The organism is Rathayibacter sp. AY1B6 (genome assembly GCF_002932755.1).
Lineage (GTDB): Bacteria > Actinomycetota > Actinomycetes > Actinomycetales > Microbacteriaceae > Rathayibacter.
Genome location: NZ_PSWL01000006.1, coordinates 100,499 through 113,041 on the forward strand (window position 1 = coordinate 100,499; position 12,543 = coordinate 113,041).

Here is a 12,543-nt window from a genome sequence, read left to right on the forward strand (position 1 = left end):
GTCAGCCCCGGGCGTCCCGCTCCTGGGCGCGGAGCGCGCGCTCCACGCCGGCCAGGTTCTCGATCACGAGACGGCGCAGCGCCGGGATCTCCGGGTTCGCGTCGAGCCACGCGCGGGTGGCGTCGACGATCTCCCGCGAGGGCGTGGCGGCCGGGTAGAAGCCGACGACCAGGTACTCGGCGATCTTGTAGCTCTTCGACTCCCAGAGGGAGCGGAGGGCGTCGAAGTAGACCGGCACCATCGCGTCGAGCAGATGCGGGTCGGCGGCGCGCTGGAAGCCCAGGCCCGTCGAGCGGACGATCGTGTTCGGCGCCGAGTCGTCGGCCGTGACCGAGTCCCAGGCCGCGCGCTTCGCCTCCGCGGTCGGCAGCGCGGCACGGGCGTGCGCGGCCGACTGCTGGCCGGTCGCCGTGTTGTCCGAGGCGAGCGCCGCGTCGATGTCGCCCGCGTCGGCCCGCCCGCCGGCGACCAGAGCGATCAGCAGCTCCCAGCCGAGGTCGGTGTCGATGTCGAGGCCGTCGAGCGCGGTCGAGCCGTCGAGCAGCGCCTGTACGGCCTCGAGGTGCGCCGGGGTCGACGCGATCGCGGCGAAGAACTTGACGAACTGGAACTGCGCGTCGCTGCCCGGCTCGGCGCTCTGCGCGAGCGTCCACAGCTGATCGCCCGCCTCCTCGACGACCTCGGCCCGGTACTCCGGAGCGACGTACTGGGTGGCGGTGGAGATGAGCTGGTTGAGCACCGTCCGGAGGGTCGTGGACTCGGTCTCGGTGGCGATGTTGCCCAGGACGAGGCGGACGAAGTCGCGCGGCGCCGACTCGGCGTCCCGGGTCGAGTCCCAGACCGAGCCCCAGACCAGCGAGCGGGCCAGCGGGCTCTCGATGCTCGCGAGGTGCTCGACGGCCACGGCGAGCGAGGCCTCGTCGAGGCGGACCTTCGCATAGGCGAGGTCGTCGTCGTTGAGCAGCACGAGCGCCGGACGGGTGCGGCCGATCAGCTCGGGCACCTCGGTGCGCTCCCCGTCGACGTCCAGCTCGAGGCGGTCGACGCGGACGAGGCGCTCGCCCTCGAAGTCGTACAGGCCGATCGCGAGGCGATGCGGGCGGATCGTCGGGTACTCCTCGACCGCGCTCTGCAGGATCGCGAACGACGCGATGGATCCACTCTCGTCGACCGCGATCTCCGGGCGGAGCGTGTTCACGCCCGCCGTCTCGAGCCACTGCGCCGACCACTCGGTGAGGTCGCGCCCACTGGTGGCCTCGAGCTCGACCAGCAGATCGCGCAGCTCGGTGTTCGAGAACGCGTGCTTGACGAAGTACTCGTGGACGCCCGCGAGGAACTCCGTCTCGCCGACCCACGCGACGAGCTGCTTGAGGACCGACGCGCCCTTCGCGTAGGTGATGCCGTCGAAGTTGACCTGGACGTCCTCGAGGTCGGTGATGGTCGCGACGATCGGGTGGGTCGAGGGGAGCTGGTCCTGACGGTAGGCCCAGCTCTTCTCCATCGCGGCGAAGGTGGTCCACGCCTCGGTCCACTCCGTCGCCTCCGCGGTGGCGAGAGTGGAGGCGTACTCGGCGAACGACTCGTTGAGCCAGAGGTCGTTCCACCACTTCATCGTGACCAGGTCGCCGAACCACATGTGGGCGAGCTCGTGGAGGATCGTGACGACCCGGCGCTCCTTGATCGCGTCCGTCACCTTCGAGCGGAACACGTAGGTCTCGGTGAAGGTCACCGCTCCCGCGTTCTCCATCGCGCCCGCGTTGAACTCGGGGACGAACAGCTGGTCGTACTTCGCGAACGGGTACGGGACGCCGAACTTCTCCTCGTAGAAGGCGAAGCCCTGCTTCGTCTTCTCGAACACGTAGTCGGCGTCGAGGAAGGGCGCGAGCGAGGCCCGGGCGAAGACCCCCAGCGGGATGGTGCGGCCGTCGGAGGAGACGAGCGAGTCGGTCTCCACCACGTAGGGGCCGGCCACGACGGCCGTGATGTAGGAGGAGATGCGCGGGGTCGGCTCGAAGCTCCAGGTCGCGATCCCCTCGCCCGCCGGGACCGGCTCGGGAGTGGGCTGGTTCGACACGACCCGCCACTGCGCGGGCGCGGTGACGGTGAAGCGGAACTCGGCCTTGAGGTCCGGCTGCTCGAACACCGCGAAGACGCGGCGGGAGTCGGGCACCTCGAACTGCGAGTAGAGGTACACCTCGCCGTCGACCGGGTCGACGAAGCGGTGCAGGCCCTCGCCGGTGTTGGTGTAGAGCGCGTCGGCGACGACGGTGAGCTCGTTGTCCGCGGCCAGGGACTCGAGGCGGATGCGGACGCCGTCGGCCACGTCGGCCGGGTCGAGCTCCGCGCCGTTGAGGGTGACGGAGTGGACGGTGCCCGTGACGGCGTCGATGAAGCTCGAGGCGCCCTCGGTGGCGGAGAAGCGCACGGTGGTCGTGCTGAGGAAGGTCTCGGCGCCACGGGTCAGGTCGAGGGCGATGTCGTAGTCGTGGACCCGGATCAGCGAGGCGCGCTCCTGCGCTTCGCTCCGGGTGAGGTTGTCTCCTGGCACGGGGGTGCTCCATCCGTTCGTCTCGGGCGCTGCCGCGGGCGCCGGGGTGGGGGCGCCGCCGATCCACCCTAGGGCTGCCGGGACCCGCCGTGGAGTCCCCGTGAGGTCGATCCTGCGGAGCCGCCGGGGAGCGCGGACGCGGCCGCGGCGAGCGGCGTACCGTGTCCCCATGACCTCTGTGGACTTCTGGTTCGACCCCTCCTGCCCGTGGGCCTGGATGACCTCGCGATTCGTGGACGAGGTGACCCCCGCCCGCGACCTCGACGTGCAGTGGCACATCATGAGCCTCGCCGTCCTCAACGAGGACAAGGACGTGGACGACTCGTACCGCGCCTTCCTCCCGCGCGCGCTGCGCTACACGCGCCTGGTCGCCGCCGTCGCCGAGCGCGAGGGCCGCGAGCACGTGAAGCCGCTCTACGACGCGCTCGGAACCCGGATCCATCCGGGCGGCCGCACGGACACCGACGCGGTGATCGCCGAGTCGCTCGCCGAGCTCGGGCTGCCCGCGGAGCTCGCCGCGTACGCCGACTCGGACGAGTACGACGAGCCGATGCGCGCCTCCCACTTCGACGGGATCGAGCGGGTCGGCCAGGACGTCGGCACCCCGGTCATCGCGATCGGCGACGTCGCCTTCTTCGGCCCCGTCATCTCGCCGATCCCGAGGGGGGAGCAGGCGCTGACGCTCTGGGACGGCATCGTCGCGGCCGCCTCCTTCGACGGCTTCTTCGAGCTCAAGCGCTCGCGGACCCGCGACCCGCGGTTCGACTGAGCCGACCCGCGGTACTCTGGCTCCCGGCCCGGGCACCGCGGGCCCCAGACGGCTCTTCCGGAGGAGTTCTCTCGTGCGCATCCACATCGCCACGGACCACGCAGGGCTGGACTTCAGCCGTCACCTGATCGAGCACCTCGGCGCCGCCGGTCACGAGGTGATCGACCACGGCCCCACGTCGTACGACCCGCTGGACGACTACCCGTCCTTCTGCATCAACGCCGCCGCCGCGGTCGTGCGCGATCAGGAGGCGGGGGTCGAGGCACTCGGCGTCGTCTTCGGCGGCTCGGGCAACGGCGAGCAGATCGCGGCGAACAAGGTCGCGGGCGTGCGCGCCGCCCTCGTCTGGAACCTGAGCACCGCCGTGCTGGCCCGCCAGCACAACGACGCGAACGTCATCTCGATCGGGGCGCGCCAGCACTCCGTCGAGGAGGCCACCGGCTTCATCGACGCGTTCGTCGCCGAGCCCTTCACCTTCGAGGAGCGCCACGTGCGCCGCATCGCGCAGCTCGCCGAGTACGAGGCCACCGGCGACATCGCCGGCCGGGTCGTCGACTCCGCCGCGAAGGAGCGCTGAGTGCCCGAGGGGCACTCCGTCCACCGGATCGCCCTGCAGTTCGAGCGCGACGTCGTCGGGCACCGCGTCTCGACCAGCAGCCCCCAGGGCCGCTTCGCCGAGGGGGCCGCGCTCCTCGACGGGCGCGAGGTCCTCGAGTCCACGGCCGTCGGCAAGCACCTGCTGCTGCGCTTCGAGGGCGACCTGACGCTGCACGTCCACCTCGGCCTCTACGGCGCGTGGGACTTCCTCGGGCACGTCTCGCCGCTGTTCCCGGACGGCAAGGCCGGCAGCAGCATCGGGGCTCCGCGCCGCCGCCGCGCCGTGCGCCTCTCCGAGACGGAGCACGAGACCGACTCCGACCTCGACGAGTTCCCCCCGCCGCCCGTGGGCGCGGTGCGCGTGCGCATCATGACGGAGGAGACCGTCGCCGACCTGCGCGGTCCCACCGCGTGCGAGGTGATGGACCCCGCCCAGGTGGAGGCCCTCCTCGCCCGCCTCGGTCCGGATCCGGCCGACGACGACTCCGACGAGGCGCGCGACCGCTTCGTGAACCGGCTCCGCAGGACGGCGACGCCGGTCGGACTGGTGCTGATGGACCAGTCCGTCGTCAGCGGGATCGGCAACATCTACCGGGCGGAGCTGCTCTACCGCGCCGGCCTCGACCCGCACACTCCCGGCAAGCAGGTGCCGCTGGAGCTCGCGCAGGAGCTGTGGCGCGACTGGGCGGACCTGCTCGAGGACGGCATCCGGACCGGGATGATGATCACCCGCCGCGGCCTCACGAAGACGGAGCGCTCGAGAGCCGTCCGCAGCCGGGCCGAGCGCAACTACGTCTACAAGCGCGAGGGCCTGCCCTGCCGCGTCTGCGGCACGAACGTGCTGCTCGAGGAGATCGGCGCGCGCAAGCTCTACTGGTGCCCGGTGTGCCAGTCGTGAGCGCCGGTGGAGGGGCACTGCCCCTGTCCCGCGCTCCGCGACCGGTCCCCGCCGCGCTCCGCGAGGCCGCCCGATGACCGGCGGTCTCCTGCTGCGGGGCGCCCGCCTCCTCGGCTCGTCCCGACCCGGTGCCGTCCTCCTGCGCGACGGCCGCGTGGAAGCGGTCGGACCGGACGCTGCCGCCGCCCCGGGCGACGAGGTGCGCGACCTCGACGGGCGCTGGGTGCTCCCCGGCCTCTGGGACGAGCACGTCCACTTCTCGCAGTGGGCGATGACGGCCCCGCGCCTGGACGTCTCATCGGAGGACTCGGCCCGGGGAACAGCGGACGCGGTCCGACGTCGCCTGGCGGAGGAGCCCGGCACCGGCACGCTGATCGGCTTCGGCTTCCGGGACGGGCTCTGGCCGGAGCCGCCGACGACCGCGCTCCTGGACGACGTGTCTTCCGAGCGGCCTGTCGTGCTGATCAGCGGCGACCTGCACTGCGCCTGGCTGAACTCCGCGGCGTACCGTCGGTACGCCGTCGCTCCCGAGCCCGAGCTGCTGCGCGAGGACGCCTGCTTCGAGCTCGTCACCGCACTCGGCGCCCTCGGCGACGACGAACTCGACGCGCTCGCGGACGCGGCGGCCCGGCGTGCGGCGGCTCGCGGAGTGGTCGGCGTCGTCGACCTCGAGATGCGCTGGAACGCGGGAGACTGGCCCCGGCGCGTCGCCCGCGGGACGCGCTCCCTCCGCGTCGACACCGGCGTCTACCGCGACCACCTCGAGCGCGCCCTCGCGGAGGGACTGCGCACGGGGGACGAGCTCGACGGCGGCGCCGGACTGCTGCGGATGGGCCCGCTCAAGGTCCTGATCGACGGCTCCCTCAACACGAGGACCGCCTACTGCACCCACCCCTACGCCGATCACGACGGCTACGGCGTGCTCACCGTGGAGCCGGCCGAGCTCGACGAGCTGCTCGCCCGCGCGGCCGCGGGCGGCATCCGCTCCACGGTGCACGCGATCGGCGACGCCGCGGCGACGCTGGCCCTGGATGCCCTCGGCCGGGTCGGCGGGGGCCGGATCGAGCACGCTCAGCTGCTCGCGGAGACCGACCTTCCGCGGTTCGCCGCGCTCGGCGTGGAGGCCGGAGTGCAGCCCGCGCACGCGCTCGACGACCGCGAGGTGGCGGAGCGGTACTGGCCGGGACGGACCGGCCGGGCGTTCCCGCTGCGCTCGCTGCTCGACTCCGGGGCCCGCGTGGTGCTCGGCTCGGACGCTCCGGTCGCTCCGCTCGACCCGTGGGTCGCGATCTCGGCCGCGGTCGCGCGGGCGCTGCCGGGCGACGAGCCCTGGCATCCGGAGCAGCGGGTGAGCGTCGAGGAGGCGATCGTCGCCTCGACCCGGGTGCGCCGGCTCACGCCCGCGGCCGGCGATCCCGCCGATCTCGTGGTGGTCGACCGCGATCCGCTCGCCGCCGATGCGGGAGCCCTCCGATCCATGCCGGTCGCCGCGACCCTCCTGGCGGGCCGCTTCACGCACGGCGGCTGACCCGCGCCCGACGCGACTCCGGCTGCTCCGGATCGCGCGGACGGGCCCGGGAACGACGACGGCCCGCGGGATCCGAGGATCCGCGGGCCGGTCGAGGCGTGGTGCTCAGCTCTCGCTGACGTGGGCGAAGAGGAACCAGCGGTCCTTCTCGAGGCCGCGGCCGATCTCGATCGCGACGTCCTGGCTGCTCGCGTCGATCTCGGCGAGCTCCGCGATCGCCGTGTTGACGGTCGCGATGGCGGTGTCCATCTGGCGGATGATCTCGACGATCGCGTTCTCGGAGCGCTGGAAGCCGGGGGTGAGGGGCTCGGACCGCGTCGCCGAGGCGACGGTCTGGATGCGGGCGTCGACCGGGAGGCCGAGGGCGACGACGCGCTCCGCGGCGAGGTCGGCCCACTCGATGGCGCGGCCGACGATCGCGTCGAGCAGCTCGTGGACGCCGATGAAGTTGGCACCGCGGACGTGCCAGTGCGCCTGCTTGCCGTTGACGGCGAGCGCGGTCATCTCGACGACGACGGGGCTGAGGAACTGGGCGACTCCGGATGCGACATCCGGGTTCGACGAGGTGAGCGACGTGACGGACGTGGTGGACATCGTCTGGTCCTTTCGAGAGGGGGTGACTGATCGTCAACAGTACGCAGATCCCTCGGCGCCGCAAGGAAGCGCAGGCTCGGCTCAGTCGGGCGAAGGACAGGCTCACCTCGGTCGTGGAGGGGTGTCACGGGGGCTTCCCCCCGGGCGCCCGGAGCCGTGCCGCCGGTACGCTCGACCGGGTCGCGGCGGCGGCGGGAGCGGACGGGAGGCGCGGATGAGTGGAGCATCGACGGCCCTCGGCGAGGCTGCGCGCGCCTACCTCCGGCTGTGGCGCGGACTGCCCCGGGAGGTGCTCGCACTGGTCGCCGCGATCCCGGTCGCCCTGCTCGGCGCCTTCTGCGCCGGTGTCGCGCTGGCCGTCGCGCTCGGGCTCGTCGGAGTCCTGATCGGTCTGGTGTTCCTGCCCGCCGCCCTCTACACGGCGCGCTTCTTCTCGCGGGCCGCCGTCGGCCTCGACCTGCTGGCCGGACGGCCCGCCGTCCCCCGGCCGCAGTGGCGGCGACCGCCCTCCTCCGTCACCCCGTCGACCTTCGCCCTCTACGGTCCGGTGATCGACGGGCACTACTGGCTCGCTCTCCTGCACACGCTCGTCGTGGCTCCGGTGCTCGCGCTGCTGTCCGGACTGCTCCTCGCGCTGTGGACCTGGGCGGGCCTGGGCACGGTGGCGGCCGCGCTCACGGGAGCCCCCGGTCCGGCCCGCCTGCTGGCCGAGAACGGAGCCGCTCTGCTGGGCGCCCCGCAGCCGCCGGCGGGACTGGTCGCCGCGGCGACGGTCGCCACGACCGTCCTCTTCGTCTCGACCCTGCCGTTCGCCACCCGCGGCCTCTCCCTCCTGCACTGGCTGGTCGACCGCCTCCTGCTCGGCCCGTGGGAGTCGGAGGCGCTCCAGCGCGAGGTCGCCGAGCTGAGCGCCTCCCGCGGTGCGGCCGTCGCTGCCGAGGACCGCGCGCTGCGTCGGCTCGAGCGCGACATCCACGACGGCCCGCAGCAGCGCCTGATCCGGGTCCAGATGGATCTGGCCTCGGCCCGCAACCGGCTCGCCGCCGACCCGGAGTCCGCCGCGCGGCTGGTCGACGAGGCTCGCGAGCACGTGCGCGCCGCACTGGACGAGCTGCGCGCCCTCTCCCGCGGAGTGGCGCCGCCGATCCTGCAGGACCGGGGCTTCGAGGCGGCGGTTCACTCGCTCGCCGAGCTCAGCCCGGTGCCGGTCGAGGTGCTCACCGAGAACCCCGTGGCGGACGTCCCGCCCGAGGTCGAGCGCAGCGTCTACTTCGTCGTCGCCGAGCTGCTCGCCAACGCCTCCAAGCACTCCCGCGCCCGTTCGGTGCGGGTGCATCTCGACACCCGCGACTCCGGCACTCCGGGGGAGCGCTGGCTCGACGCCTGGGTGGTCGACGACGGAGTCGGCGGAGCGGCGCCTGTCGCCGGTCACGGCCTCGAAGGGGTCGGCGGGCGCGTCCGGGGCCTGCGCGGGATCCTGAGCGTGGAGTCGCCGGTCGGTGGACCGACCACGGTCGGGGTGCACGTCCCGTACCGCCCGGCCGTCCTATCCTGAGGGCGTGCCCGTGATCCGCGTCGCCATCGCCGAGGACTCGGTCCTCCTGCGCGAGGGCCTGGTCCGCCTCTTCGAGGACGCGGGGTTCGCCTCCGTCGGCGCCTTCGGGGACGCGGACGCCCTGCTCGCCGATCTGGCGCGGGACCCGGCCGCGGTCGACGTCGCCGTGCTCGACGTCCGGATGCCGCCGACCTTCCGCGACGAAGGCGTCCGCGCGGCGCTGGAGATCCGCCGCCGCTACCCGGGCGTGTCGGTCCTGCTGCTCAGCCAGTACGTCGAGGTCACCTACGCACAGGAGCTGCTCGGCTCCGGCGACGGCGGACTCGGCTACCTCTTGAAGGACCGGGTCGCCTCCGTGGAGGAGCTGCGCGACGCCGTCGAGCGCGTCGCGGCGGGCGGGACCGTCCTCGACCCCCAGGTCGTCGCCTCGCTCCTGCAGCGCAACCGCGACCCGCTCGCCTCGCTGACCCCGCGGGAGCGGGAGGTGCTGGAGCAGATGGCCCAGGGGCGCACGAACGCGGGCATCGCCTCCGCTCTCTTCGTCGGCGTGGGGGCCGTGGAGAAGAACGTGACCGCGATCTTCCAGAAGCTCGGGCTCGAGGACTCGGGCTCCGACCACCGGCGGGTGCTGGCCGTCCTCGCCTTCCTGCGCGCCGGGCGCTGACCACCGGAGAAGAGGAGAACCCGATGCCGTCGAGTCCTGCAGAGGGCGCCCGCGTCCTCGCCCTGACCGGGGGACGCTCCCCGGAGATCGCGGACAGCGCCTGGGTCGCCCCGGGGGCCACCGTGATCGGGTCCGTGCGCCTGGGGGAGCGGGCGAGCGTCTGGTACGGCGCCGTCCTGCGCGCCGAGCACGCGCGGATCGAGCTCGGCGCCGGCAGCAACCTCCAGGACGGCGTCGTCGTCCACGTCGACGCCGACTACGACGCCGTCATCGGCGCCGGCGTCTCGGTCGGGCACAACGCCGTGCTGCACGGCTGCACCCTCGAGGACGACGTGCTGGTCGGCATGAGCGCGACCGTCCTGAACGGGGCCGTCATCGGCACCGGCTCGCTGATCGCCGCGGGCGCCGTCGTCCTCGAGGGGACGGTCGTCCCGCCGGGCTCGCTGGTGGCGGGTGTGCCCGGACGGGTGCGGCGGGAGCTGACGGAGCAGGAGCGCGAGGGCATCCGCCGCAACGCCGCCTCGTACCTCGCCCTGACGGAGGAGCACCGCGGCGCGGTCGGCTGAGCACGCCCGGGACCGCCCCGGAACGACGAAGAGCCCCGGACATCCGGGGCTCTTCGAGAGGAGAGGGGCTGACGAGAATCGAACTCGCATCATCTGTTTGGAAGACAGAGGCTTTACCACTAAGCTACAGCCCCGGATCGGCGGCCTGACGACTGCGAACCGGTGCGACCGGGTCTCTCGACCGGGCACCAGGACAGCGTAGTACATCGCGCGAGCACCGTGGACACCCGGTCGGCCGCCGCCGCGCGGTTCCGGCCGCCGCTGCCGCGGTGCAGTACACTTGCGAAGGCCATTTCGGCGTGTCGCGCAAGCGCACGTGCGGGGACGGCTCGACGAGAGTCTCACGCACGGTGCCCAGGCCCGCGCATCCGGGGCGTAGCTCAGCTTGGCTAGAGCGCCCGCTTTGGGAGCGGGAGGTCGCAGGTTCGAATCCTGTCGCCCCGACCACGAGTACTCATCGTGACGACATCGACCCGTGACGACCGTCATCCGGCGCCGACACCAACCAGCACAGGAGATCCCCTCACGTGAAGACCACGGTAGAACAGCTGAGCCCGACCCGCGTGAAGCTCGCGATTTCGGTCACCCCGGACGAGCTCGGCCCCAGCATCACGCACGCCTACGGCCACATCGCCGAGCAGATCAACGTCCCCGGCTTCCGCAAGGGCAAGGTCCCGCCCGCCATCGTCGACCAGCGCGTCGGCAAGGCCGCGGTGCTCGAGCACGCGGTCAACGAGGGCCTCGACGGCTTCTACCGCGAGGCCGTCCGCGAGACCGAGGTGCGCCCCCTGGGCCGCCCGCAGGCGGACATCGTCGCCTGGCCGAGCGACAAGGACTTCACCGGCGACCTCGAGCTCGCCATCGAGGTCGACGTGCGCCCCGAGATCACCGTCCCGGACTACGACGGCATCGAGCTCACCGTCGAGGCGGCCGAGGTCACCGACGCCGACGTCGACGCCGAGCTGGACAAGCTCCGCAGCCGCTTCGGCACCCTGGTCACCGTGGACCGCCCGGCGAAGACCGGTGACTTCGCGCAGATCGATCTGGTCGCCTCCATCGACGGCGTCGAGGTCGACACCGCCAACGCCATCTCCTACGAGCTCGGCTCGGGCGAGCTGATCGAGGGCATCGACGAGGCGCTCGACTCCCTCACCGCGGGCGAGAGCACCACGTTCACCGCTCCGCTGCTCGGCGGCGACCACGCCGGCGAGCAGGCCGAGATCGCCGTCGCGCTCACCGCCGTCAAGGAGCGCGAGCTCCCCGAGGCCGACGACGACTTCGCGCAGATCGCCAGCGAGTTCGACACCATCGCCGAGCTGCGCGAGTCGCTCAAGGAGCAGGCCGCTCAGCAGAAGACCTTCGGCCAGGGCGGCGAGGCCCGCGAGAAGCTCGTCGAGGCGCTGCTCGCCCTCGTCGAGGTCCCCGTGCCCGCCGGGCTCGTCGAGGACGAGGTGCACCGCCACCTCGAGGGCGAGAACCGCCTCGAGGACGACGAGCACCGCGCCGAGGTCAAGGAGGCCAGCGAGAAGACCTTCAAGACCCAGATCCTCCTCGACCACGTCGTCGAGCAGGAGAAGGTCCAGGTCAGCCAGGACGAGCTCACGCAGTACCTCATCCAGGGTGCGGCGCAGTACGGCATGGAGCCGAACGAGTTCATCAAGATCCTGTCCGAGAACAATCAGATCGGCCAGATGGTCGGCGAGGTCGCCCGCAACAAGGCGCTCGCGATCGTCCTGGGCAAGGCGAAGGTCACCGACACCGAGGGCAACGCTGTCGACCTGACCGCGTTCACCGCGGTCCCCGGCGACGACGAGGCCGTCGAGGCCTCCGACGAGGCCGTCGCCTCGGACGAGACCGAGGTCGCGGAGGAGGCCCAGGCCGCCGCCGACGCCGAGGTCCCCGCCGAGCCCGCCGCCGAGGAGCCCGCCGCCGAGGAGGAGCCCGCCCCGGCCCCCAAGAAGAAGCGCGCGCCGGCCAAGAAGAAGGCCGCCGCTCCCGCCGAGGAGATCCCGGCCGCGGAGTAGTCACCGCGAGCACGGCAGGAGCCGCCCCCCGATCCGTCGGAGGGCGGCTCCTGCCGTTGCAGGGCTCCGGTCCGCCCCGGGCGAACACGGGCGACTCCCGCTCCGCCCCCGGCGAACACGGCCGGATCGGCCTGGCGGCGTCCGATAGATTCGCCTCCGAAGCGACAACTGAAACGGAGCAATACATGGCCGACATGGTTATGCCCAACAGTGTTTTCGACCGCCTGCTCAAGGACCGGATCATCTGGCTCGGTTCCGAGGTGCGCGACGAGAACGCGAACGAGATCGCCGCGAAGCTCCTGCTCCTGGCAGCCGAGGACTCCGAGCGGGACATCTACCTCTACATCAACTCGCCCGGCGGCTCCATCACCGCGGGCATGGCGATCTACGACACGATGCAGTTCGTCCCGAACGACATCGTGACCGTGGGCATCGGAATGGCGGCCTCCATGGGCCAGCTGCTCCTCACCGCCGGAACCCAGGGCAAGCGCTACATCACCCCGAACGCGCGGGTGCTCCTCCACCAGCCGCACGGCGGCTTCGGCGGCACGGCCTCCGACATCCAGACCCAGGCGCAGCTCATCCTCGACATGAAGAAGCGCCTCGCCGAGATCACCGCCAAGGCGACCGGCAAGACCGTCGAGCAGGTCAACGAGGACGGCGACCGCGACCGCTGGTTCAGCGCCGAGGAGGCCCTCGCCTACGGCTTCGTCGACCACATCCGCTCGTCGGCGACCGACGTGGCCGGCGGTGGCGGTACCGCCATCGACGAGTAGTCCAGCGAACGCGCCGAGAGATCA

11 protein-coding genes and 2 tRNA genes are annotated in these 12,543 nt (G+C 72.4%); 10 read left to right on the forward strand and 3 right to left on the reverse strand.

Translation table 11 applies throughout. From position 1 onward, the window contains the following. Position 1 precedes the first annotated feature (1 nt). On the reverse strand, positions 2 to 2,548 hold the full coding sequence (gene pepN, locus C5D08_RS04670) for an aminopeptidase N (RefSeq protein WP_104276043.1): 2,547 nt from the start codon (positions 2,546 to 2,548) through the stop codon (positions 2 to 4). Between the two features lie 169 nt (positions 2,549 to 2,717). Here pepN and C5D08_RS04675 point away from each other — a divergent pair, with 169 nt between their 5' ends. From C5D08_RS04675 to C5D08_RS04690, 4 genes are all read left to right on the forward strand, one after another. Further along, positions 2,718 to 3,317, forward strand: a complete 600-nt coding sequence (locus tag C5D08_RS04675) for a DsbA family protein (protein ID WP_104276044.1) — start codon at positions 2,718 to 2,720, stop codon at positions 3,315 to 3,317. Between the two features lie 73 nt (positions 3,318 to 3,390). Further along, the gene (locus C5D08_RS04680; protein ID WP_104276045.1) at positions 3,391 to 3,894 is read left to right on the forward strand and encodes a ribose-5-phosphate isomerase; all 504 of its coding nucleotides are present in this window, start codon (positions 3,391 to 3,393) and stop codon (positions 3,892 to 3,894) included. Then, positions 3,895 to 4,812 carry an Fpg/Nei family DNA glycosylase gene (locus C5D08_RS04685; RefSeq protein WP_104276046.1) on the forward strand — a complete coding sequence of 306 codons (918 nt, stop codon included), beginning with the start codon at positions 3,895 to 3,897 and terminating at the stop codon, positions 4,810 to 4,812. It begins immediately after the preceding gene. Between the two features lie 73 nt (positions 4,813 to 4,885). Next, a complete protein-coding gene (locus tag C5D08_RS04690; protein ID WP_104276047.1) occupies positions 4,886 to 6,340 on the forward strand; it encodes an amidohydrolase in 1,455 nt (484 codons plus the stop codon). Between the two features lie 105 nt (positions 6,341 to 6,445). Here the strand turns inward: C5D08_RS04690 and C5D08_RS04695 are convergent, their stop codons facing one another. Beyond that, positions 6,446 to 6,934: a Dps family protein gene (locus C5D08_RS04695; protein WP_104276048.1), complete on the reverse strand. Its 489-nt coding sequence runs from the start codon at positions 6,932 to 6,934 to the stop codon at positions 6,446 to 6,448. Between the two features lie 214 nt (positions 6,935 to 7,148). Here C5D08_RS04695 and C5D08_RS04700 point away from each other — a divergent pair, with 214 nt between their 5' ends. Genes C5D08_RS04700 through C5D08_RS04710 form a run of 3 tightly spaced genes read left to right on the forward strand, consistent with a single transcriptional unit; the run spans position 7,149 to position 9,719 of the window. Beyond that, positions 7,149 to 8,489, forward strand: a complete 1,341-nt coding sequence (locus tag C5D08_RS04700) for a histidine kinase (RefSeq protein ID WP_104276049.1) — start codon at positions 7,149 to 7,151, stop codon at positions 8,487 to 8,489. 4 nt (positions 8,490 to 8,493) lie between these two features. Beyond that, positions 8,494 to 9,153 carry a response regulator transcription factor gene (locus tag C5D08_RS04705; RefSeq protein WP_104276050.1) on the forward strand — a complete coding sequence of 220 codons (660 nt, stop codon included), beginning with the start codon at positions 8,494 to 8,496 and terminating at the stop codon, positions 9,151 to 9,153. A gap of 23 nt (positions 9,154 to 9,176) precedes the next feature. After that, complete coding sequence (locus C5D08_RS04710; protein WP_104276051.1) at positions 9,177 to 9,719, forward strand: gamma carbonic anhydrase family protein; 543 nt, start codon at positions 9,177 to 9,179, stop codon at positions 9,717 to 9,719. A gap of 63 nt (positions 9,720 to 9,782) precedes the next feature. Here C5D08_RS04710 and C5D08_RS04715 read toward each other — a convergent pair. Continuing rightward, positions 9,783 to 9,853, reverse strand: a tRNA-Gly gene (locus tag C5D08_RS04715). Between the two features lie 235 nt (positions 9,854 to 10,088). On the opposite strand from C5D08_RS04715, the gene C5D08_RS04720 reads away from it, so the two are divergent. The 3 genes from C5D08_RS04720 (at position 10,089) to C5D08_RS04730 (ending at position 12,519) form a co-directional block, all read left to right on the forward strand. After that, positions 10,089 to 10,166 (forward strand) — tRNA-Pro (locus C5D08_RS04720). 80 nt (positions 10,167 to 10,246) lie between these two features. Continuing rightward, positions 10,247 to 11,743: a trigger factor gene (gene tig, locus C5D08_RS04725; RefSeq protein ID WP_104276052.1), complete on the forward strand. Its 1,497-nt coding sequence runs from the start codon at positions 10,247 to 10,249 to the stop codon at positions 11,741 to 11,743. A 185-nt stretch (positions 11,744 to 11,928) separates the two neighbouring features. Beyond that, entirely contained in the window at positions 11,929 to 12,519 is a 591-nt protein-coding gene (locus C5D08_RS04730; RefSeq protein ID WP_097165884.1) for an ATP-dependent Clp protease proteolytic subunit, read from the forward strand. Positions 12,520 to 12,543 lie beyond the last annotated feature (24 nt).